Genomic DNA, 22,237 nt, shown 5'->3' with positions numbered 1-22,237 from the left:
CGTTGGATGATGATCGGGCAGTGCTAAAACAAGGGACCTCATGAATCGAACGCGGACTCTCGGAACGCCCCGGTTGTTGGGCATTGTCTGGCCATTTATCGCCGTCGTGCTGTTTCAGGCCTTGCTGGGCGGCGTCAGCCTTTATGTACTTTCGGCGGTGCGCGGCTACGTTGCTGGCGAAAGCCTCTGGTCCAAGGGCCAGAAAGACGCCATCTATTACCTGAACCTCTACGCGGACAGTCGCGACGAGAGGATATTCCTCAAATACCAGAACTCCATCGCCGTGCCTCAGGGCGGCCACGAGTTGCGTCTGGCGCTGGACCATCAGCCTCCGGACATCGAAGCGGCACGCCAGGGGGTCCTCAAGGGTGGGAACCACCCGGACGACGTGTCCAGCGTGATCTGGCTGTACCTCAATTTTCGGCACTTCAGTTACCACGAGAAAGCCATTGACCTCTGGAGGGTAGGCGACGCGTATCTGGTGCAACTCGATGACATTGCGCGGGAAATGCATCAGCGCATCACTACCGGCCAGGCCACCGATGCTGATATCAAGCGCTGGAAAGATCAGATATTCGTCATCAACGAAAGTGTGACACCGGCGGCGAAGGCCTTCAGCGATGCCTTGGGTGAAGGCTCGCGGATGATCCTGCGGCTGTTGCTGGTGACCAACCTTGCTACGGCGCTGGGCTTGATTGTCCTGGCCCTGATGCGCACGCACAAACTGCTAAAGCAGCGCCATGCCTTCGCCGACGCGCTGCAGCTGGAAAAAGAACGCGCGCAGATCACTCTGCAATCGATTGGCGATGGCGTGATCACCACCAATGTCGACGGCGCAATTGCCTACATGAACCCGGCCGCCGAAGCGTTGACGCACTGGAAGGCCGAGCAGGCGACAGGGTTGCCCTTGGCAGCGCTGTTCAATCTGCTGGACGAAAACGCCCAGGCCGACGGCTTTACGCTGATCGAACACATCCTGAGCGGCCAGCTCAGCGGCGGCAGCGAACAATCCAAACTGATTCAACGCCTGGATGGCAGCACAGTGTCGGTCACGCTGGTTGGCGCGCCGATCCGTAATGCCGGCAAGGTCAGCGGCACCGTGCTGGTCTTGCACGACATGACCCAGGAGCGGCAGTACATTGCCAATCTGTCCTGGCAGGCGACCCATGATGCCCTGACCGGTCTCGCCAACCGCCGCGAATTCGAGTATCGGCTGGAGCAGGTGCTGCATAACCTGACGCGGCAGGTGGGGCGCCATGCCCTGATGTTCCTCGACCTGGATCAGTTCAAACTGGTCAACGACACCTGTGGCCACGCGGCGGGAGACGAGTTGTTGCGGCATATCTGCGCGTTGCTGCAATCGGGGCTGCGCGAAGGCGATACCCTGGCCCGCCTGGGCGGCGACGAGTTTGGCATCCTGCTGGAGAGTTGTGCGCCGGAAGCCGCAGAGAAAATCGCCGAGGGCCTGCGCCAGACCGTGCAGAACCTGCACTTCGTCTGGAAAGGCCGGCCGTTCGTGACCACCGTGAGCATCGGGCTGGTGCATATCAATCAGCACCCGACCACCCTCGAAACGTCGCTGCGCGCCGCCGACATGGCCTGCTACATGGCCAAGGAAAAGGGCCGCAACCGGGTCCAGGTCTATCACGCCGATGACTCTGAACTGTCCCTGCGCTTTGGCGAAATGGCCTGGGTGCAGCGCCTGCACATGGCGCTGGAAGAGAACCGCTTTTGTCTGTATGCCCAGGAAATCGCCACATTGGGTCATGTCGAACAGGGTGGCGGTCATATCGAAATCCTGTTGCGCCTGCATGATGAAGCCGGGCGCATGATATTGCCCGACAGCTTTATTCCGGCGGCGGAACGTTATGGCCTGATGACTTCGCTTGATCGTTGGGTTGTGCAGAATGTTTTCAAGATCATTGCCCAATGTATAGCGGAGAAACATAAAGGGCCGTTGGCGATGTGTGCGATTAATCTGTCAGGCACAACTATCGGAGATGAGGCATTCCTGGACTTCCTGCGTCAACAGTTCATTACTTACTCCATACCGCCTGAAATGATTTGTTTTGAAATTACTGAAACCAGCGCCATTTCCAATCTTGGAAGTGCAATTAGATTTATTAATGAACTCAAAGGCTTAGGTTGTCTCTTTTCGTTGGACGACTTTTGCGCCGGTATGTCCTCATTCGCCTACTTGAAACATTTGCCTGTAGACTTCCTGAAGATCGACGGGAGTTTCGTAAAGGATATGCTGGACGACCCGATTAACCGCGCCATGGTCGAAGTGATCAATCACATCGGGCATGTCATGGGTAAGCGTACGATTGCCGAGTTTGTTGAAACACCCCAGATCGAGCAGGCATTGCTTGAGATCGGGGTGGATTACGCTCAAGGGTATGTGATTGAGCGCCCGCATCTGTTTACCTGCGATAGTTTGCAAAGTCGTCCTGCCAGGCCACAGCCGTTGTTATTCAAGGCGCCTGGCACGTTCCGTTGAAATCTCTTGCTGATCCTTACAATCACAATCAAAAGGAACCCGACAGTGATCGACACATTCAACAGAACCGGCCCCCTCATGGAAGCTGCAAGTTACCCCGCCTGGGCTCAGCAACTGATCCAGGATTGCAGCGAGAGTAAACGCCGGGTTGTCGAACACGAACTGTACAGGCGCATGCGAGACAATAAACTCAGCGCCAAAACCATGCGTCACTACCTGATTGGTGGTTGGCCGGTGGTCGAACAGTTCGCGTTATATATGGCCCAGAACCTGACCAAGACCCGTTTTGCCCGCCACCCCGGCGAGGATATGGCGCGCCGCTGGTTGATGCGCAACATCCGTGTGGAATTGAACCACGCCGATTACTGGGTGCACTGGAGCCGCGCTCACGGTGTCAGCCTGGAAGATCTGCGGGCGCAACAGGTTGCCCCGGAACTTCATGCCTTGAGCCACTGGTGCTGGCACACCAGTTCGGCAGATTCGCTGATCGTTGCCATTGCTGCCACCAACTACGCCATTGAAGGCGCGACAGGTGAGTGGTCGGCGCTGGTCTGCTCCAGTGGTGTCTATGCGGCAGCGTTCCCCGAGGAAGATCGCAAGCGGGCCATGAAGTGGCTGAAGATGCATGCCCAGTACGACGACGCCCATCCATGGGAGGCGCTGGAAATCATCTGCACGCTGGCAGGATTGAATCCGAGCAAGTCCTTGCAGGCGGAGTTGCGTCAGGCGGTGTGCAAAAGCTACGACTACATGTTCCTGTTCCTGGAACGCTGCATGCAGCTTGAACCTGTGGAGAAGGCTCCGGTCGCGGCGCGTGAGCGCAGGGCGCTGGCTGAAAGCTGATCGGTTTTTCATGTCGGTGAAAAAGCCCGCTCCCCCGGTATTGCCGGGGGAGCGGGCTTTGTATGAGCCGGCAATGGCTAGGTGCTGACTTTCAATCCAATCAGCCCGGCAATGATCAACGCCACACTGGCGAGCCGGAACAGCGCCATGGACTCACCAAACAGAATGATCCCGGCGATGACCGTGCCGACCGCACCCACGCCGGTCCAGATCGCATAAGCGGTGCCCAGCGGCAGTTCCTTCATGGCAAGGCCGAGCAGGCCAAGGCTGATGGCCATGGCGGCAACGGTCAATGCGGTGGGAAGAGGGCGGCTGAAACCATCGGTGTATTTCAAGCCGACAGCCCAGCCTACTTCGAACAGTCCGGCGAAAAACAGAATGACCCAGGACATGAGAGACCTCCATCGATTGACGGGGTCGTCCCCAGATTAATGACTCGATCGAGCCGCGAGGTCGTCCTCGCGTTGCGCAATATAGTGCCCATCATTAAACCGGGGATCAAGCTGGTCGCTTATTCGGTTGCTTGTCGAGCTGCTGTCTCTCGATCTTCTTTCTCGCTCATCCGGCGGAAATACGTCGAGAGCAGTGCTCCGGAAATGTTGTGCCACACACTGAACAACGCACTCGGCACCGCCGCCAGCGGTGAGAAATGCGCGCTGGCCAGCGCGGCGCCCAAACCGGAGTTCTGCATACCGACCTCCAGTGCCAGGGATTTGCGCTGGGCCAAGGGCAGCTTGAACAGACGCCCGGTGAAGTACCCGAGCAAGTAACCAAAGCTGTTGTGCAGCATGACCACGGCCATGATCAGCAGGCCGGACTCTGCGATTTTCGCCTGGCTGGCAGCGACGACAGCGGTGACGATGATCACGATGCTGACCACGGAAACCAGCGGCAACACTTCCACCGCGTGGCGAACCCGAGCGCCGAGCAGGCGCTGAGCGACCACGCCGAGCACGATGGGCAACAACACCACTTGCAGGATCGACCAGAACAGCTCCATGAACGACACCGGCAACCAGGCCGAAGCCAGCAGCCAGATCAATGCAGGGGTCAGCAGCGGAGCGAGGAGGGTGGTCACGGCGGCGATGGCAACCGACAATGCCAGATCTCCACGCGCCAGCCAGGTCATCACGTTCGACGAGGTGCCGCTCGGGCAGCAGCCGACGAGAATCACGCCAACGGCGATTTCCGGCGGCAAGTGGAAAACCTGGCAGAGCAACCATGCCACACCGGGCATGATCACGAAATGTGCAACGACGCCCAGGGCCACACGCCACGGATGGCGGGCGACTTCAGCGAAGTCTTCGAGTTTGAGGGTCAGGCCCATGCCGAACATCACCAGCCCCAGCAACGGGACGATGGCGCCTTTCAGGCCGATGAACCACGTCGGTTGCAAGAAGGCCACGACGGCGAAAATCAGAACCCAGTAAGCGAAGGTGTTGCCGACAAAACGACTCAATGCAGCCAGTGCACGCATGGCCTGATCCTTATTGTAAGAAAGCGTTAGGGAGCTAAGCATACGCCGCTGGCAAAAAAAGATCGCAGCCTGCGGCAGCGCCTACATGGGAATGCGTTTCCCTGTAGGCGCTGCTGCAGGCTGCGATCTTTTACAGGCGCCGCCGATTTGTAGAATCAGATGCCTTGAGGTGTCTCTTCCCCACCCAACGCCTCAACCAGCGCCGGCAGGAAATCACCAAAGGTCAGCATCATCAAGGTGAAGCTGGCATCCAGTTGGCCGAGGGCTTCTTCGCCGCCGTCCTGTTCCGCCTGATCCTGCAACAGATCCTCGAACTTCAGGCGCTTGACCACCATCTTGTCGTCGAGGACGAAAGACAGTTTGTCTTGCCACGCCAGCGACAGCTGGGTGACCACTTTGCCAGTGCTCAAGTGCAACTGGATTTCTTCGCTGGTCAGGTCCTGACGCTTGCAGCGCACGATGCCGCCGTCTTCGTGGGTGTCGCGCAGTTCGCATTCGTCCAGCACGAAGAAATCGTCCGCGGCTTTCTGGGTTGTGACCCATTCAGTCATCGTGGCGGTCGGGGACATTTTCACGGTCAGTGGACGCACCGGCAGTGTGCCAATGACTTCGCGCAGGGTGGACAGCAGGTCCTCGGCGCGTTTCGGGCTGGCCGAGTTGACCAGAATCAGACCTTGTTTCGGTGCGATGGCTGCGAAGGTCGACGAACGGCGGATAAAGGCGCGAGGCAGGAAGGCCTGGATGATTTCATCCTTGATCTGGTCGCGTTCCTTTTTGTAGACCTTGCGCATTTGTTCGGCTTCGATCTCTTCGACCTTTTCCTTCACGGCGTCGCGCACGACGCTGCCCGGCAGGATGCGCTCTTCTTTACGCGCGGAGATCAGCAGGAAGTCGCCGCTGACGTGCACCAGAGGTGCATCTTCGCCCTTGCCAAATGGCGCGACGAAACCGTAGGTGGTCAACTCCTGGCTTGCACAAGGACGCGCCAGTTTGGTGGCCAGTGCAGTTTCCAACGCCTCGGCATCAAAAGGCAGATCTTGGGTCAGGCGATAGATAAGCAGGTTTTTGAACCACATGGGGCGAGTCTCTCCTTTATACAAAGTGGGGCATTATTCTCTTCGTGGCGCCATAGGCCAACCCTTCTCTAAGCCTTTGGAAGGCCTGAAAAAATTATTTAAAAAAGTGCTTGCCAGAGGTGAGGTCGCTCCGTAGAATGCGCGCCACACCGAAAGTGAAGGGTGATTAGCTCAGCTGGGAGAGCGTCTGCCTTACAAGCAGAATGTCGGCGGTTCGATCCCGTCATCACCCACCATTCGCTTCAAGTGTTACGCGCAGCGGTAGTTCAGTCGGTTAGAATACCGGCCTGTCACGCCGGGGGTCGCGGGTTCGAGTCCCGTCCGCTGCGCCATATCCGGTAACCTGGAACGCTGAACGCCAGGTCACCACGGAAAAGCCCGCTAACGCGGGTTTTTTTCTGCCTGAAGTTCCTGCAGGATGCGTCGTTTCACCGGTTTTCAGATTTTTTTGAGTTATTTATCAATTAAATCAACACGTTATGAAAATCTGTGGCACAATGCGCCCCGCAACGAAGGTAAAGGGTGATTAGCTCAGCTGGGAGAGCGTCTGCCTTACAAGCAGAATGTCGGCGGTTCGATCCCGTCATCACCCACCATTTACTTTCAACGCTACGCGCAGCGGTAGTTCAGTCGGTTAGAATACCGGCCTGTCACGCCGGGGGTCGCGGGTTCGAGTCCCGTCCGCTGCGCCATATTCGGTAATCTGGAACGCTGAACGCCAGGTCACCACGGAAAGCCCGCTCAATGCGGGCTTTTTGCTGTCTGGAGTTTGGCTAGGCTGGCTTCCATTGAAAAAGCGACCCGCGGGTCGCTTTTTTCGTTTCTGCTTACTGTTCGGCGTTTCGACTGTGCCGGTAGTCGCTGACCGCTTCGTACACGGCTTTGCGCAGCCGGTTGATACCGCCAATCGGACGATGAGCCTCCAGGCCGAACCATGGATTGAATGACAGGTTGTCGCATTGCAGATTTTGCGCCGGGGTGTCGAAGTCCTGAGGGGGCAGGGTGATCCGGGCCACGGTTTCGAACGGCGCATCCTGCTCGCGCCACTCGATGCTGGTGTCTTCGATCGGCATGAACCTGTTCGCATCCTGGCGCTGGATCTGCAAGACAAAACACGCCGGCACCCGGTCCGTGGACAACTGTTGAGTCAGGGCGCTGCGCAGGAAGTTCGGCAGATCCTGGTTCTGCTTGGGCAAGGTGTAGGCCGGGCAGTTGTCCGAATCCGGCATCACCCGGAACTTGGCGTTGGCCTCGCCGAATTTATACGGCGATACCGAAAAATAAGTGGTGCGTGTCGGGCTTTCCGGCGGCGGGGACAGTGTCGCCAGGGCGATGAACAAATGACGGACCTGCCAGGTGCGCGGATCCCAGCCAGGAAAAAACGCCATGATCTTTTTTCCGTCAGCCTGAGCCGCGACATTCTGACGGTACTCGGCGACATCGCTGACAAAGAAGTTCGGATGGCTGAACATCACAAAGTCCTGCTCGTGTTGCCCTTGGCGATCGCCCAGCAGTGGCTTGCCCGGCACATCCAACAATTTGATCGCCATGCCCCGGGCATCCCGAATGCTGTCGAACTGCGGATAAGCGTTGCCGTTGGACAGGCGCATGGTCGCCTGCCAGCGCTTGCCCGGTTCGCTGAAGACGCCGCGGCGCAGGTCCTGCGCCAGTTCCGGCAACACCTGTACCTCGGCTTTCACGCAGCCATGGGCCTTGGCATGGGCGTCGCGCAGGTAGCGGGTGCTTTCACGGTGCTGGTCGACAATGCGCACGGCAGTCTGAATCACATCCCGGGTCATGGCGGCTTCGCCCTCCGGAATCTGCTCCAGTGCCGAGACCGGGCCGCGGTGCTGCCAGGCATACCAGGCAGTGACCAGCGCCCATCCGAGCAGGCCGACGCACAGCAGAATCAGCAGGGTTTTGCCGAGCAGGCGGCCCAGCCACAACCAGAATCGGGCGAGCATCGGCAAATCCTTTTTGAAGGTGGTCATGATCATGGCAGTTGCGCCTCCAGCGGGCCGCCCAACACTTTCAGGTACTCCAGCAGCGCCCAGCGCTCCTCGGGTTGCAACAACCGGCCGATCACCCCGTTGCCACGCTCACCGGCGCGGAATTCGTGGCCACTGTTGTGGTTGCCGGTCAAGCGCGTGTCGAAGAGGAATGCGTTGGTGAAGGCTTCGGTGCGATAGCCCAGGTGTCGCGGGTCGTAGTCGAACGTGCCTTTGTAGAAAGTGGTCGCGCGTTCATCCTGGGGCGATAGCAGTTGGTAAATGCTCGGCACCGAACCGTTATGCAGAAACGGCGCCGTCGCCCACACGCCCGCCAGTGGCCGCGCCTTGTAGGCCACTTTTTCTCGAACGCCGATCGGCAGGCCGAAACCGTCGAGCTTGGTTTTCTCCTCCGCTGTGACCTTGGCCTCACGGTAAGCGCGGTTTTCTACGAACGCAGTGACGTAGGCCAGGCCCTTGGCCACTGACAGCTGGCTCAGATCCAGCGGTTCCTTGGGTTCGGGGTGCAACTTGACGTCCATTTGCGCAAGCTCCGCCGGGTCCCATTGCAGAGCCGTCAGATCGAAACGGTGGTTGGCGATGTTGTTCGCGGCAGTCGGATCGGTGCCGATGACGTCGACGGGCAGCATGTGCAAATGCTGTACCCAGCGTTCGCCTTCCTGGGTCGCCCGCGGAACGTGGCAACCGGCGCAGTTCTCTGCAAACAGCGCACGCCCCTTGGCCGCCAGCGGTTTGTCGATGGCACCCAGCAGGGCTTCCGGCCAGGCCGGCGGCTTGAGTCGCTGCAGGGTTTCTTCGATCTGGTGTAAATCGCGCACCCGGACGCTGGACGGGTAGCGATTGTCGCCCTTGAGGGGCTGCCCGTTGCTGTCGAAGAAGTTCAGCGTGGCGCCTACCCCCAGGGCCTCACCGATATTGCGCGCCATAGGCTGCTGTGCCGAGCCGTTCCACTGGACCCAGTCAAAGGTCCACATGTCCCACAGTTGTGGATAGTCGACCGGCGCGTTGGCTACCCGATAGTTGGTGGGTGATATCGCGTCACCGAAACTGGCGTTGGCAATGCGTCCGAACGCGTCGGTACGGCCAGGGCCTTCCTCGGTCGGGTAGAGCCCGCGGTGGGTGTCGTTCCAGGCGACTTTCAGGAAGGTGTCGAGAGAGGTCTTGAAGTCTTTACGCAGTTGTTGATGCCGGGCGTCGTAGTCCTGGCCCAGCACGTTGCGAGCGAAACGTTCGAATTTCCATGGGTTGTAGTAAGTCGAAGCGAGACTGGCGACCAGTGCCTGTCCGAAACTGCCACCGCGCAGTGTCGGAACGCTGGAAGGCAAGACATGCTGTGCCGAACCACCATCGATGCGGATAGCCTGGCCGTTGAAACGCAACTCGCCGGTGTGGCAGGCGGCACAGGTAATGTCCAGAAACTGATCCGGGCTGCCTGGGTTTTGATGACGGGCAAAGCCTACGGGCAGGTTGCCGGGGTTATTGGGCGTGGCTTTCTGCGCGGGATCGACCAGAAAACCGAAGCGTGCGAGGTATTCCGGAGCGGCAAAGCGCTGTTGCGAAAAAGGCAGTTCGAGCGCGTTGAACCAGTCGTAGCGCAAGCCTTTGACTTGGGTGCCTTGAGGCGTGAAGTAGTAGGTCTGGCGGTCCGTCGCGCTCCACTGCTCGAGATAATGCACCTGCTGCGCAGGCGTCCAGGTCGGCAATTTCGGGTTGGCGACGTAATACAGAATCACGGCCAGGCACACGCCCAGCAACAGAACGATCAGAACCAGCAAGCGATAAAAGAGGTGCAAGATAAACATCCTTGTCGATTTGTCGCTCTCTTATGCCTCAGCTACAGGCGTGCGGCAAGTGGCCATTACGCCAGATGTTGTGGGACTGCTCAGTTGTGTCTGTGAGGCGAAGATGACAGAGGCTTCATCATCTGATTCCGGAAATGCGTTAAAACACCTGAACTTATCAGAAGTTTCCTGCTCTCATGCCGGTAGCCATTGGTCGTGGCCGCCTGATAAGCTCGCGGCTTTACTCGATTGCCCTTTAGGCGCATGAACAAGGAAATAGCATGAAACAGCATCGGTTGGCGGCGGCGGTGGCCCTGGTTAGCCTGGTACTTGCGGGTTGTGATTCGCAGACCAGCGTAGAGCTGAAAACCCCGGCGCAAAAAGCTTCCTACGGGATTGGCCTGAACATGGGCAAGAGCCTGGCTCAGGAAGGCATGGATGACCTGGATTCCAAAGCCGTAGCCCAGGGCATCGAAGATGCCGTCGGCAAGAAAGAACAGAAGCTGAAGGACGAAGAACTCGTCGAAGCCTTCGCCGCGCTGCAAAAGCGCGCTGAAGAGCGCATGGCCAAAATGAGTGAAGAGTCGGCAGCCGCCGGCAAGAAATTCCTCGAAGACAACGCCAAGAAAGCCGGTGTCACCACCACTGCTTCGGGCCTGCAATACGAAGTGATCAAAAAAGCGGATGGCCCACAGCCTAAGCCGACTGACGTGGTGACTGTTCACTACACCGGCACCCTGACCAACGGCACCGTCTTCGACAGCTCCGTCGAGCGCGGCAGTCCGATCGATCTGCCGGTTAGCGGCGTGATTCCGGGTTGGGTCGAAGGCCTGCAACTGATGCACGTTGGCGAGAAGTACAAACTGTACATCCCTAGCGAACTGGCTTACGGCGCCCAAAGCCCAAGCCCGGCGATTCCAGCCAACTCGGTGCTGGTATTCGACCTGGAACTGCTGGCGATCAAGGATCCAGCCAAGCAAGACGACGCCGCGAAGTAATCAGCGTCTGCTCTGACAACAACGCCTCGCTTATGCGGGGCGTTGTTGCATCTGGCGGTTGGTGAGGGTAAACAAAGCGAACGGACGCGGTACGCTGGAGTCATAGCCATTGAGGACGCCCGCGCTAACCGCGTCAGAGCGCCAAGTCAATGAAATCTTGGGTTTTTTTATGTGAGTAAAAAACGCCCGATCTGAGCAAAGCCCTTATGAAACGGGGCTTTCAGCCATGAAATGCAGGTCTGTTCACAAGGTTATCCACAATTTGTGTGGATAACATTTCAGTGGGAGGAATGATGAAAGCACCCTGGAATTTCGCTCGTTTCCTGCCATTGGCCGGCCGCCTGCTCGCCCGCGGACGATTGCCGACGCTGTTGTTCGCGGTGGCCAGCAAAGGCGCCAGCCAGGGCAACCGATTGGGCAAGCTCAAAGACGACCTGCGCCTGCTGCAGGCGCTGTGCCTGGCGTACTGGCGTGGCGAGTACCGCGCCATCAGCCCGAAAGCGCTGATCTCGGTGGTGGCAGGCCTGATGTACTTCCTGAGCCCGGTGGATGCGATTCCGGATTTCATCCCGGTGTTCGGCATGCTCGATGACATCGCCGTGCTCGCCTGGCTGATGAAAGTCCTCGATGACGAGCTCAATGCTTTCCGTGCATGGCGCAACCGCCAGTTGCCGGAAAAACTCGCGGTGGTCGAGCGACTGCCCGACACCCCGGAGCAACTTCAGCTTCAGGGACCGAAAAAAAACTGAGCCGATTCAGGATCATCCCTATATTCATACCCCCGCGACCTTGGCCGCTGTTAGGATTACACTTCTAGGGAAAAGCGCCGACTCGCTAAGTGTCGTTGTCCTACGGGGAAGTCATGGATATTCAGATAATCACACGCGAAGGCGAGCCCGAATATGCGGTTCTGCCGTGGGCTCAGTATCAGGCTCTACTGAAAGCAGCAGGCATCAATGAACAACCGGCACCTGACGCGCCAGTGCGTCACGCCGCAGCACCAGACCAGATTCTTCCAGGTCTGGATCAACTACGCAGTTTGCGCGAAGGGAAGGGCATCGCCATTGAGGCGCTCGCCCGCACGGTAGGCATCAGCCCGTCTTATCTGGCCTTGATCGAAAGTGGTGAGCGTCAACCCGACGCTGCGATTCGCCGCAGCCTGGCCTGGGAATTGACGGTGCCAGGGTGGAGGGAAGAATCGTGAGCGTACGCATCAGTCGTCAACATTGGGACGGGTTGCTGGGCGAGCTGGATCAGGCGCGCCGCCAGCGCCATTTATTGACCTATCGAGCGCTGCTCGAGCGCTTGCAATTGCCCACGCCGGCAATGCAAACCCTGACCGCCGCCCTTGAACACCTGGCCGCACTGGACGCCAAGGCCGAGCAGCCATTGCGCAGCTCGCTGGTGATCAGTCAGGGCGCCAGTCGCCTGCCGCGCACTGGGTTCTTCGAATGTGTCGAGCGCCTGGGGCGTTTCTCCGGGCCGTCCGATGGTGTTGCTGCCGCCTCGTGGCATGCCTCGGAAGTGGTGCGAGTCTTCGAATACGAATACCCCGAATCGGCGGAAGCCTGAGTGTTTTTAAAGCTCAAGGCGCGAGCCGGTTACTGGTTGGCCCGCAGGTTGTTTCATTGGACATGGTTCGTGCGCCAGCCCCGTGGCTGGCGCTGGCTCGAAGGCCATTTCGCACGCATGGCCAATCTGGGTGACGTCAGTGCTCAAAGCTTCTATGGCCACATCCTGGCCTTTCGCGGCGTTGGCCTGGGGGCTCGTGAGGAAGGCGTTCGCTTGCTGCGCCTGGCGGCGTTGGCGGGGGATGGCAAGGCGGCGTATCAGGTGGGCGTGATCTGCCTGGCCGGGACGGCGAGCAAGGCGCCGGATCCGGTTGAAGCGGCGCGATTTTGGGAAATGGCCGCGAAGGCCGGGCATCCGTTGGCTGAGATGAAGCTGAAAGAGTTGGCGTCTCGCGGTTAAGGGTGAACCTCTTGATCTGAGTCGGCCGGTCTGACGCCTTCGCGGGCAAGCCACGCTCCCACAGTTCTTGTGTCGATGGTGAATGTTGCGTTCGACACCAAACCCTGTGGGAGCGGCCTTGCCCGCGAAGGCTTACGCCCAGTCATCGCTGCCCCATCAGCACTTCATCCTCTCGCGCAGGCAGCGCCAAACTGTCAATCACATGCACGCTGTACCCCGGCACATTCTTCGCGTGATGCTTGGCCTGCGACGCCATTTCCGCCAACTGGCTCGCATCGAGTTGTCCACAGGCCTGTGGATGTAAATGCACCACGCCGATCGACAGTGACAGCAGCGCAAATTCCTGCCGTACACCCTGGCGGTTCGGGGCGATGAAGCAGCCTGCCTCCAGATGTTCACTGCGGTAGAAGCGCCGGCACTGGCTCTGGAAATCGTCGAGCAACTGGTTCAAGCGTTTACGCCAGTCTTCCGGGCCGAGCACCAGCAGGAAATCATCGCCGCCGATATGGCCGACAAAGTCGCGGGAAGGGTCGACGCGATCATTCAGGCATTGCGCCAGGCACAGCAGGACTTCATCCCCACGACCGTAGCCGTAGATGTCGTTGAAGGGCTTGAAACTGTCAATGTCCACATAGCAGATCACCGATTCCCGTTGCTGTTGCAGCAGGCGCGTCAGGCACTGCTGGATCGGTACGTTGCCCGGTAGCAGGGTCAGCGGATTGGCATAGCGGGCCTGCTGGATCTTCAGTTCGGTAATCAGCTTCAGTACGTCGATCACCCGACCCAACCCCAGATACCCGCCGTTCAGGGTAATGATGAAGTCTTCTTCAATGCGTTGTCGGGCGCGGCTGGTGATCAGGCGGCTGACCTGTTGCAGCGACTGGCTCATCTCGACGGCGAGAAAGTCATCGTTCATCAAGCGGCTGATGGGCTTGCGGGCGAACAGGTCGGTGGCAAAGGGTTTGAGCAGGGCGTCCGAGAGCGAATGCCTGTGAACGATGCCGCAGGGATGGCCGTGTTCGTCGAGCACCGCCAGCGAGTTCAGGTTGGCCTGGCGACGGAAGGCTTCCAGTACCGTCGCGGTCGGCGTATCCCGCGCGACCGCTGGCTGATCCTTCAAAAGGGCACTGAGGTCACTGCCTTCGTCATTCAGCGCCACGGCGGAGCTGTCCTGCTTGGGCATCAGGCTTCGAGCATCCCGGGGCGGATGTTCCTGGGGCCGACAGAGCAAATAGCCCTGGACCAGATCGACGCCCATATCGGTCAATATGGCCAGTTCCTCAGGCAGTTCGATACCTTCAGCAATCACTTGCGCCCGGGAGGCTTTGGCGATTTGCATGATTGATCCGACAAATTCGCGCTTGAGTGCATCCTGATGAATACCGTCGATGAAGTGCCGATCGATCTTCACATAGTCAGGCCGCAGCTCGGACCACAGGCGCAAGCTCGAATAACCCGCCCCCAAATCATCCAGTGCAATGGAGAAACCCATTGCCCGATAGTGGTGCAGCGCGTTTTGCAGCAGCTGGAAATCATCGATCGGGGTCTGTTCGGTGAGTTCGATAATCACCTGGCTGGGCGGTATGCCGAAATCCTGTAGCAGTTGCAGGGTTCGACCCGGCTGGTGGGCGGCTTCGAGCAGGGATTCCGGCGATACGTTGAGAAACAGTTTGCCGGGCAGTTGCTGTTCATTGAACCGTCGGCAAGCGCTCTCGCGACAGGCAATTTCCAGCTCGTTCAAACGGCCGGCCTGGCGGGCGACGGCGAACAAGGCGACAGGCGAGTGCAACGGGCTGTTGGAGGGGCCGCGGCTGAGGGCTTCGTAGCCGATAATTCGTCGTTCAGAGAGCGAAATGATTGGCTGGAACAGGCTGTGCAAACCGCTTTGAGTCAGTATTGAACTCAACGCACCCAGCTGTTCGGTAGTGGTCATGGCGATCTCTGGCGATAAAAAAAGGACTGGGAGCGCTCTTGGATAAAAAGAGGCTCCCAGTCCTTTATTTCACGACAGAATGATGACTGTTTGATGACGCTACGGGAGCGTCAGCATTAAATTGCCATCATCTTGCTTGTCACCACTCAGTGCTTGGCGACCGCGGTATTGAGTTTCAGGTAGTCCAACAGAATCCGACCCGTCTCGCTCAGGTAGGCATCGTCTTCCGGTTTGGTCTTGTCCGGCTCGGCCGCGAGTGCGTCTTCGTCCTCTTTCTTCAGCTCTTTGAGCGGCTCTTCGCCTTTGGCCTTGCGACGGATATTTTCCATCACCAGCTGCTTGGCTTCGATATCGGTATGTTGTGCACGACGATCGGCTTCATTGAGGCTGACGGTTTTTTCCGCCATCAGTTTCTGCGCCAGGGCGAGTTTGTCGCGGATGAACACGAACTCCGCATCCTTGGCCGTGCGCACGTCATGCTCGGATTTGAGCTGGGTGATGTACGGTTTGAACGGATCGCTCGCCGGCTTGATCGCCGCGCGGATGGTGTCCCACGGCATGGCTTCCGGCAGGGCGCTTTCGCCGATTTCCTTGGTGTCGATGATCGACGGGTAATCGATGTCCGGCAGAACGCCTTGATGCTGTGTGCTCTGACCGGAAACCCGATAGAACTTGGCCAGGGTCAGTTTCAGTTCGCCATGGTTCAGCGGCTGAATGGTCTGCACGGTGCCTTTGCCGAAGGTCTGGCCGCCAATGATCAGCGCGCGGTGGTAGTCCTGCATGGCGCCGGCAAAAATCTCCGAAGCCGAGGCGGACAAGCGGTTGACCAGCAACGCCATCGGGCCTTTGTAGAACGCGCCCGGGTTTTCATCTTCCAGCACATCGACCCGGCCGTCGGCGTTACGCACGAGAACGGTCGGACCTTTGTCGATGAACAGGCTGGTCAGCTCGGTGGCTTCCTGCAGGGAACCGCCGCCGTTGTTGCGCAGGTCGATGACCACGCCGTCGACTTTGTCCTTCTGCAGCTCGGTCAGCAGTTTCTTGACGTCGCGCGTGGTGCTCTTGTAGTCAGGATCGCCGGCACGGAAGGCCTTGAAGTCCAGGTAGAAGGCCGGTATCTCGATGACGCCGAGCTTGTAGTCCTTGCCGTCCTGTTTCAGGTTGAGGACCGACTTCTTGACAGCCTGGTCTTCAAGCTTCACCGCTTCGCGGGTGATCGGCACGATCTTGGAGGTCTGGTCGTTCGGCGCATTGCTGGCCGGGATGACTTCCAGTCGCACCACGGTGCCTTTCGGACCACGGATCAGCTTGACCACTTCGTCGAGGCGCCAGCCAACCACGTCGACCATCTCTTTGTTGCCTTGGGCAACGCCGATGATCTTGTCGGCCGGTGCGACCTGCTTGGTCTTGTCGGCCGGGCCCGCAGGCACCAGGCGCACGACTTTCACCTGATCGTTGTCGCTCTGCAACACGGCGCCGATGCCCTCGAGGGACAGGCTCATGTTGATGTCGAAGTTTTCCGCGTTATCCGGCGACAGATAATTGGTGTGCGGGTCGTAGGACATGGCGAAAGTGTTGATGTAGGCCTGGAAGATGTCTTCCGCGCGGGTCTGGTCCAGACGTGCCAATTGGTTCTTGTAGCGCTTGGTCAGGGTTTCCTGGATCTGCTTGGAGTCCTTGCCCGCGATCTTCTGCCGCAAAACCTCGTCCTTGACGCGTTTGCGCCACAGGTCGTCGAGCTCTGCGGTGGACTTGAGCCAAGGAGCGTCCTTGCGGTCGATCAGCAAGGTTTCCTTGGCGGTGAAGTCGATCTTGTCGACGCCCTTGTTCAGCTCTGCAAGGGCAAAGTCCAGACGCGCTTTTACGCGGTCCAGGTAGCGCTTGTAGATGGTGAAACCGGCATTGAGGTCGCCGCTTTTGAGGAAGTCGTCAAACTGGGTTTTCCATTTGTCGAATTCGGCAATGTCGCTGGCCATGAAGTAGCTGCGCGACGGATCCAGCAGCTTGAGGTAGCTGTCGTAGATGATCACGGAGCGTGCGTCATCGAGCGGGGGCTTGCTGTAGTGGTGGCGCTTGAGCAACTCGACGACATTCAGGCTGGCGATCACTTCGTCACGATCAGGCTGAAGCTTGTCCCAACTATTGGCTGCGAACGTATTGCTCGACATCGGCATCAGGCCGATACCAATAAATAGGGCGAGGGCGGTGCTGGGGAACAGATGCTTCATGCTGATTCGACGCGGGGACAATTGATAACGCATATTAGGCCGTCTTTGAAGTCGCCGGTTCCACAAGGGCCGGTCGCATAATGCAAAAAGCCCGGCGATACAGCTTCGGGCTCAGTCCAGACTCACTATGGAGGCACTGTGAAAGCATTGCAAGGCGTGGAAGGTCAAGTGGAGTGGCTTGATGAGCCCAGTCCTACATGTGATGTAGGGCAAGTTCGCATTCGGGTGGCGGCAGCGGGCCTCAATCGCGCCGATTTGTTACAGAAGGCGGGACTTTACCCGCCACCGCCGGGGGCCAGTCAGGTACTGGGTCTGGAGTGTTCCGGGGTGATCAGCGAGGTCGGCCCGGGGTCGTCATGGCAGGTGGGTGATCGGGTCTGCGCCTTGCTGGCCGGGGGTGGGATGGCCGAAGAGGTGGTTGTCGACGGACGGCATGTGCTGGCAGTGCCCGAAGGATTGTCCTTGGTAGAGGCGGCAGCGCTACCCGAAGTCTATGCGACCGTTTGGTTAAATTTATTTCATCTGGCGGGGCTCAAGCCCGGTGAGAAAGTTCTGCTGCACGCCGGAGCAAGTGGAATCGGTTCAGCCGCCATTCAGTTGTGCAAGGCGTTCGGCAGCCCGTGCTGGGTCAGCGTCGGTTCTGCCGAGCGGCTGGCTTACTGTGAAGCGCTGGGTGCCCAGGGGGGCGCGGTACGCACCGACGAACTTGAAAGCTTGAGCGACCTGGGGCCGTTCGATGTGATTCTCGACCCGGTCGGCGGTAACTACGCCGCACTGAACCTGAAACTGCTGGCCCGCGATGGCCGTTGGGTGCTGATCGGCTTGATGGGTGGCCGTGAAGCGAAGCTGGATCTGGCGCAGGTGCTGGCCAAGCGTGTGCAGCTGCTGGGTTCGACTTTGCGCAGTCGTGACGATCAGTTCAAGGCGGATCTGTTCAGCGATTTGAGCCAGCATGTCTGGCCGCTGTTTGCCGAAGGGCGGTTGAGTCCGCAGTTGGCGAAGACTTTTCCGATCAAGGATGCGGAAGCGGCGTTTGCCGAGTTGGCGACCAATAAGGTGGCGGGGAAGTTGGTGCTGGTGATCGACGAAAGCCTGACCTGAGATCGGGGATGCTTTGAAAAGATCGCAGCCTTCGGCAGCTCCTACAGGATGTTCGTCATTCAAGTGTAGGCGCTGCCGCGGGCTGCGATCTTTTGCTTTTATTTCCAGGTATGGATCGGCCAGCCAGCCTTTTCAGCGTGCTCAAGCAACACCGGATCGGGGTTCACCACGTGTGGGAATTCTACTTTCAGCAACAACGGCAAATCATTGCGTGAATCCGAATAGAAACTCGCGCCTTCCAGGTTTTCCTCTTCCGCATCCAGCCATTCCAGCAAGCGCGTGATCTTGCCTTCGCGGTAGGTCAGCGTGCCAACGGTGTGGCCGCTGTAAACCCCATGCAGCACCTCCAGTTCGATACCCAGAATCTCGTCGATGCCCAAGCGATCGGCAATCGGCCTGACCAGGTGCGTACCCGACGCCGAGATCACCAGAATCCGGTCACCCGCCTTGCGGTGCGCAGCGATGGCCTTGGTGGCGTCGCTGAAGATGATCGGTTCGATGAAGTCTTCCACCCACGGCCCCACCAGATGGTCGATCTCTTCCGGCGTGCGTCCGATCATCGGCTCGAGGCTGAAGGTCATGTATTCCTCCATGCGCAGCTTGCCGTGGCTGTAAGCGTCCATCAATTCGTTGTTCTGCCGCATGAACGACTCGGGATCGACCCAGCCCAGGCGGCCCATTTGCTCGCTCCAGAGGGTGGCGCAGTCGCCGTGGATCAGGGTTTCGTCCAGATCAAAAATTGCCAGTGCCATCAGTGCAGTTCTCTCTTCAACATCAGCAAAGGCATCAGGCTACCTCACACAGGGCCGTCGGATCGATGGAAAGCGCCAGACGCTGACCATCGGGATGCAGATCGGCCGCCGAGCGGTTGAGCACATCCACCACCAGTTCCACGCCACGGGCCTCGACCCGGTAGCGGATCACGTTCCCCAGCAGGCTGTGGCTGCGTATTTGTGCATCGAGTTCGCCGTTCAGGCTCAGTTCGATGGCTTCCGGGCGAATTGCGATGCGATGTGCGATCGGTCGTTGCAGCAGTTTCGTGGCGCTGTCGGCGTCCAGCAGGTTGTAGTTACCGATGAAACCGGCGGCAAAAACATCCACGGGCGCGGTGTACAGGGTTTCGGCGTCGCCGCTCTGTACGATCTTTCCCTGATTCATCAGGAAAATCCGGTCAGACATGGTCAGCGCTTCTTCCTGATCGTGTGTGACGAAGATCGTGGTCAGGCCGAGTTCGCGCTGGATCTGACGGATCTGTTCGCGCAAGTGCTTGCGAATGCGCGCATCGAGCGCTGACAGCGGTTCATCGAGCAACAACAGACGTGGGCGAGTCACCAATGAGCGGGCGAGGGCGACACGCTGGCATTGCCCCCCCGACAACTGATGGGGATAACGCGCAGCAAAGTCATTCAGCTCCACCAGTTTCAACACGTCGGCAACGCGCTTCTGGCTGTCGTCGCTGTTGACCTTTTGCATGCGCAAACCGAAGGCGACGTTTTGCTCAACGGTCATATTGGGGAACAGGGCATAGCTCTGGAATACCATGCCGATCCCGCGCTTCTGCGGGCTCAGTGGTACGAGATCGTGTCCATCGAGCAGGATCTTGCCGCCATCCACCGATGTCAGGCCGGCAATGCAGCGCAGAAGCGTGGATTTGCCACAACCGGACGGGCCGAGGAGGGTGACGAATTCACCCTTCTGGATTTCGCAGTTGATGTCGCTGAACACCGTGGTGCCGGCGTAGTTTTTCTGCAGATGTTGGACGCTGACATAGCTCATTCGCTTTTGTCCTTGTTCAAGATATTGGCCGCCCAGGTCAGAACCAGCACAAAGAAGAAGTAGGAAATCACCACCGCACTGGTGAAGTGGCCGCTGCTGTTACGCATGTTGTTGAGGTAGACCTGCAGGGTTTCGTAGCGGGTGCCGACGAGGATGTTGGCGAACACGAACTCACCGAACAGGAACGAGAACGACAGCAGCAACGCCACCATCAAACCCTTGCGCAGGTTCGGCAATACGACCAGGAACGCTGCTTGCCAGGTGCTGGCACCGAGCAGTTGGGCAGCGTCCATCAGGTCGTGCAGGTTGATGGCTTGCAGGTTGTTGGTAATGGCCCGGTACATGAACGGCAGCGCCACAGTGAAATAGCAGCCGATCAGAATCCAGGGCGTGCCGACCATCGCGAATGGCCCCGACCCGTAAAGCTGCAATAACCCCACCGACGACACCACCGGCGGCACCGCGAAGGGCAGCAGGATCAGGATGTTCATCCACGCGTCGAGTTTCGGGAAGTGGTAATGCACCACGAATAGCAGCGGCAAAATCAGCACCACCGCCAGGATCAGCGAACCGACGCAGACCAGCAGCGATTGACCGAAAGCACTCAGGAAACGCGGATCGCTCCACAACTGCACGTACCATTTGAAGCTGAAACCGCTGGGCAGAATGGTTGCCGACCAACTGCTGGAAATCGAGTAGATAAAGGTGCCGACCAGCGGCAGTAACAGAATGGCAAACAGCAGGTACACCACGACGCGGTGATAAACACCGGCCGGGCCCAATTCAGCGCGAGACATGGTAGCTCCTCTTCAACAGCAACTGATGCACGACGGTCACCAGCGTCATCAACGCCACCAGTACCACGGCCAGAGCGCTGGCCAGGTTCGGGTCCAGGGAAATGTCGCCCGAGACCATCGCCGCAATACGGATCGTCATCACGTTGAAGTTGCCGGTGGTGAGGGCGTACACGGTGGCGTAGGCGCCGAGGGCGTTCGCCAGCAGGATCACGAACGTGCCGAGCAGCGCAGGCGTCAGCACCGGCAAACCGATGTGTCGCCAGAATTGCCAGCCGTTGGCGCCAAGCAGTTCGGCGGACTCGCGCCAGTCTTCACGCAGGGCGTCGAAGGCCGGGTAAAGCAGCAGCACGCCCAGGGGAATCTGGAAGTAGGTGTAAAGAATGATCAGCCCGGTTTTCGAGTACAGGTTGAAGTCCTGAATGATCCCGGCCTGCTTGAGCATGAGGGTGATGCTGCCGTTGAAACCCAGCAGGATAATGAACGCGAAAGCCAGGGGCACGCCGGAGAAATTACTGGTCATGTTGGCGAAGGCGTTGACGAAGTTGCGCAGTTTCGAGTCGACCCGACGCAGGGAATACGCACCAAGCACCGCGATGATGATCCCGAACACGCTGGACCAGAAGCTGATCTCGAGGCTGTACTGGATCGCCTGCAAGTAGAACTTCGAGCTGAAGATCCGGGTGAAGTTGGCCAGGCCCCAGCCGGACTCTTCCGACTCAAGGCTGTTGATCATCACCCAGACGAGCGGGGCGATCTCGAACACGATAAAGAACAGTGCGAAAGGCACCAGGCACAAGGCTGCCAGCCATTTGCCGCGAGTCATGGCGTTCACTTGAGCAGCTCCCGGCACACAGGTTTGTCGTGGGTCACACCCAGCAGTTCGCAGACGGTGCCGCAGATCTCGGTTTGCCTGGGCGCAGCGCTGGTGTTGAAACTGAACGCATCACCGAGCACGAACAGCGGTACTTCGCGTTCTTCGGGCAGCAGGCCGTTGTGGGAGCGATCGTTGTTCATGCCGTGGTCGGCGGTGACCAGCACCTGGTAACCGGCGTCGAGCCAGCCTTGCAGGTAGTCCGCAAGGAGGATGTCCGCCGAACGGGCACTGTTACGGTATTGCTGGGTGTCGAGGCCGTGCTTGTGCCCGGCGTCGTCGATGTTCATGGGGTGTACCAGGAGGAAATTCGGTGCATGCCGCAGGCGCAGGTTTTCCGCGTCGGCGAACAGGTGCGAATCCGGGTAATGGTCGTTCCAGTAGAAATGTCCGTGCTGGATCGGCATTTCGGGATCGTCGGTGTGACGGTCCCGGGCGGCTACGAACGGCGAACGGTTATACAGCTCGCTCACCCAGTGATAGGCCGCGGCGGCAGTTTTAAGACCGGCATCGGTGGCGTAGTGATAGATACTGCGCTGACTGGACAGGCGCGAGACGTTGTTGTGGACGATGCCACTGTCGATCGGCGTGACGCCGGTCAGGATGCATTCATACAGTGGGCGGGACAGGGCCGGCAGTTCGCACTCCAGTTTGTAGAGCGCCGCGCGTCCTGCGCCAACGTAAGCCTGCAAGTGCCCCATGGCGTGGCGCGCAACCTCGTAATTGAGGCCGTCGAGCACGACAAGGATGACGTTGTGCTTCATAGGGCGGAACTCCGCGAAACAGGTGGATCGATAAAATGTGTAGCAGCCGGCTTGCTGGCGATCCATACGCCGCGGTCTGACGGAGCACCGCAGTGATGCAATCGCCGGCAAG

General features: G+C 58.9%; 20 protein-coding genes and 4 tRNA genes. 12 read left to right on the top strand and 12 right to left on the bottom strand.

Annotated elements, in window-relative coordinates; all coding sequences use genetic code 11:
• Positions 1–40 precede the first annotated feature (40 nt).
• Together ACM6I5_RS28355 and ACM6I5_RS28350 are read left to right on the top strand one after the other, a co-directional pair.
• Positions 41–2,500 carry an EAL domain-containing protein gene (locus ACM6I5_RS28355; RefSeq protein ID WP_414885126.1) on the top strand — a complete coding sequence of 820 codons (2,460 nt, stop codon included), beginning with the start codon at positions 41–43 and terminating at the stop codon, positions 2,498–2,500.
• A 78-nt stretch (positions 2,501–2,578) separates the two neighbouring features.
• A complete protein-coding gene (locus ACM6I5_RS28350) occupies positions 2,579–3,343 on the top strand; it encodes a TenA family transcriptional regulator (protein WP_414885125.1) in 765 nt (254 codons plus the stop codon).
• Positions 3,344–3,420: 77 nt separating this feature from the next.
• Here ACM6I5_RS28350 and sugE read toward each other — a convergent pair whose 3' ends face one another.
• From sugE to rdgC, 3 genes are all read right to left on the bottom strand, one after another.
• A complete protein-coding gene (sugE, locus tag ACM6I5_RS28345) occupies positions 3,421–3,735 on the bottom strand; it encodes a quaternary ammonium compound efflux SMR transporter SugE (protein WP_017340048.1) in 315 nt (104 codons plus the stop codon).
• A 119-nt stretch (positions 3,736–3,854) separates the two neighbouring features.
• Positions 3,855–4,820, bottom strand: a complete 966-nt coding sequence (locus tag ACM6I5_RS28340) for a bile acid:sodium symporter family protein (RefSeq protein ID WP_017340047.1) — start codon at positions 4,818–4,820, stop codon at positions 3,855–3,857.
• A gap of 155 nt (positions 4,821–4,975) precedes the next feature.
• Positions 4,976–5,896 (bottom strand): recombination-associated protein RdgC, encoded by a 921-nt coding sequence (gene rdgC, locus ACM6I5_RS28335; RefSeq protein ID WP_017340046.1) that lies wholly within the window; start codon positions 5,894–5,896, stop codon positions 4,976–4,978.
• A 160-nt stretch (positions 5,897–6,056) separates the two neighbouring features.
• On the opposite strand from rdgC, the gene ACM6I5_RS28330 reads away from it, so the two are divergent.
• The 4 genes from ACM6I5_RS28330 (at position 6,057) to ACM6I5_RS28315 (ending at position 6,588) form a co-directional block, all read left to right on the top strand.
• Positions 6,057–6,132 (top strand) — tRNA-Val (locus ACM6I5_RS28330).
• A gap of 19 nt (positions 6,133–6,151) precedes the next feature.
• A tRNA-Asp gene (locus tag ACM6I5_RS28325) sits at positions 6,152–6,228 on the top strand.
• Positions 6,229–6,416: 188 nt separating this feature from the next.
• Positions 6,417–6,492: transfer RNA gene (locus ACM6I5_RS28320), tRNA-Val, on the top strand.
• Between the two features lie 19 nt (positions 6,493–6,511).
• Positions 6,512–6,588 (top strand) — tRNA-Asp (locus ACM6I5_RS28315).
• 135 nt (positions 6,589–6,723) lie between these two features.
• On the opposite strand, the gene ACM6I5_RS28310 is transcribed toward ACM6I5_RS28315, so the two are convergent.
• Together ACM6I5_RS28310 and ACM6I5_RS28305 are read right to left on the bottom strand one after the other, a co-directional pair.
• The gene (locus ACM6I5_RS28310; RefSeq protein WP_031318580.1) at positions 6,724–7,860 is read right to left on the bottom strand and encodes a catalase family protein; all 1,137 of its coding nucleotides are present in this window, start codon (positions 7,858–7,860) and stop codon (positions 6,724–6,726) included.
• Between the two features lie 29 nt (positions 7,861–7,889).
• A complete protein-coding gene (locus ACM6I5_RS28305) occupies positions 7,890–9,707 on the bottom strand; it encodes a di-heme-cytochrome C peroxidase (RefSeq protein WP_017337364.1) in 1,818 nt (605 codons plus the stop codon).
• A 260-nt stretch (positions 9,708–9,967) separates the two neighbouring features.
• On the opposite strand from ACM6I5_RS28305, the gene ACM6I5_RS28300 reads away from it, so the two are divergent.
• From ACM6I5_RS28300 to ACM6I5_RS28280, 5 genes are all read left to right on the top strand, one after another.
• Positions 9,968–10,684, top strand: coding sequence for an FKBP-type peptidyl-prolyl cis-trans isomerase (locus ACM6I5_RS28300; protein ID WP_017337365.1), 717 nt, complete (start codon positions 9,968–9,970; stop codon positions 10,682–10,684).
• 293 nt (positions 10,685–10,977) lie between these two features.
• On the top strand, positions 10,978–11,433 hold the full coding sequence (locus tag ACM6I5_RS28295; protein WP_017337366.1) for a YkvA family protein: 456 nt from the start codon (positions 10,978–10,980) through the stop codon (positions 11,431–11,433).
• A 113-nt stretch (positions 11,434–11,546) separates the two neighbouring features.
• Positions 11,547–11,888: a helix-turn-helix domain-containing protein gene (locus ACM6I5_RS28290; protein WP_017337367.1), complete on the top strand. Its 342-nt coding sequence runs from the start codon at positions 11,547–11,549 to the stop codon at positions 11,886–11,888.
• Positions 11,885–12,256, top strand: coding sequence for a hypothetical protein (locus ACM6I5_RS28285; RefSeq protein WP_003223109.1), 372 nt, complete (start codon positions 11,885–11,887; stop codon positions 12,254–12,256). Before ACM6I5_RS28290 ends, ACM6I5_RS28285 begins: the two co-directional genes overlap by 4 nt.
• Positions 12,257–12,655 carry a sel1 repeat family protein gene (locus tag ACM6I5_RS28280; RefSeq protein ID WP_414885124.1) on the top strand — a complete coding sequence of 133 codons (399 nt, stop codon included), beginning with the start codon at positions 12,257–12,259 and terminating at the stop codon, positions 12,653–12,655. It begins immediately after the preceding gene.
• Between the two features lie 142 nt (positions 12,656–12,797).
• Here ACM6I5_RS28280 and ACM6I5_RS28275 read toward each other — a convergent pair whose 3' ends face one another.
• Together ACM6I5_RS28275 and ACM6I5_RS28270 are read right to left on the bottom strand one after the other, a co-directional pair.
• Positions 12,798–14,588 (bottom strand): bifunctional diguanylate cyclase/phosphodiesterase, encoded by a 1,791-nt coding sequence (locus tag ACM6I5_RS28275; RefSeq protein ID WP_017337369.1) that lies wholly within the window; start codon positions 14,586–14,588, stop codon positions 12,798–12,800.
• Between the two features lie 146 nt (positions 14,589–14,734).
• Entirely contained in the window at positions 14,735–16,816 is a 2,082-nt protein-coding gene (locus ACM6I5_RS28270; protein ID WP_162491070.1) for a carboxy terminal-processing peptidase, read from the bottom strand.
• Between the two features lie 138 nt (positions 16,817–16,954).
• Here ACM6I5_RS28270 and ACM6I5_RS28265 point away from each other — a divergent pair, with 138 nt between their 5' ends.
• On the top strand, positions 16,955–17,917 hold the full coding sequence (locus tag ACM6I5_RS28265; protein ID WP_017337371.1) for a zinc-binding dehydrogenase: 963 nt from the start codon (positions 16,955–16,957) through the stop codon (positions 17,915–17,917).
• Positions 17,918–18,015: 98 nt separating this feature from the next.
• Here the strand turns inward: ACM6I5_RS28265 and ACM6I5_RS28260 are convergent, their stop codons facing one another.
• The 5 genes from ACM6I5_RS28260 to ACM6I5_RS28240 are packed head-to-tail and all read right to left on the bottom strand — an operon-like array spanning position 18,016 to position 22,125.
• Positions 18,016–18,669 (bottom strand): HAD family hydrolase, encoded by a 654-nt coding sequence (locus ACM6I5_RS28260; RefSeq protein WP_017337372.1) that lies wholly within the window; start codon positions 18,667–18,669, stop codon positions 18,016–18,018.
• A gap of 34 nt (positions 18,670–18,703) precedes the next feature.
• Positions 18,704–19,693 (bottom strand): ABC transporter ATP-binding protein, encoded by a 990-nt coding sequence (locus tag ACM6I5_RS28255; protein WP_414885123.1) that lies wholly within the window; start codon positions 19,691–19,693, stop codon positions 18,704–18,706.
• Complete coding sequence (locus tag ACM6I5_RS28250) at positions 19,690–20,490, bottom strand: ABC transporter permease (protein ID WP_017337374.1); 801 nt, start codon at positions 20,488–20,490, stop codon at positions 19,690–19,692. Before ACM6I5_RS28250 ends, ACM6I5_RS28255 begins: the two co-directional genes overlap by 4 nt.
• Complete coding sequence (locus tag ACM6I5_RS28245) at positions 20,477–21,313, bottom strand: ABC transporter permease (protein ID WP_162491084.1); 837 nt, start codon at positions 21,311–21,313, stop codon at positions 20,477–20,479. Before ACM6I5_RS28245 ends, ACM6I5_RS28250 begins: the two co-directional genes overlap by 14 nt.
• A gap of 5 nt (positions 21,314–21,318) precedes the next feature.
• The gene (locus ACM6I5_RS28240; RefSeq protein ID WP_017337376.1) at positions 21,319–22,125 is read right to left on the bottom strand and encodes an alkaline phosphatase family protein; all 807 of its coding nucleotides are present in this window, start codon (positions 22,123–22,125) and stop codon (positions 21,319–21,321) included.
• Positions 22,126–22,237 lie beyond the last annotated feature (112 nt).

Origin of the sequence: Pseudomonas sp. IT-P171, assembly GCF_949767765.1 — a bacterium.
In the GTDB taxonomy this organism is placed as follows: Bacteria; Pseudomonadota; Gammaproteobacteria; order Pseudomonadales; family Pseudomonadaceae; genus Aquipseudomonas; species Aquipseudomonas fluorescens_B.
Note: the sequence above shows the minus strand (reverse complement) of the source record. Positions and strands in the feature narration are given on the sequence as shown.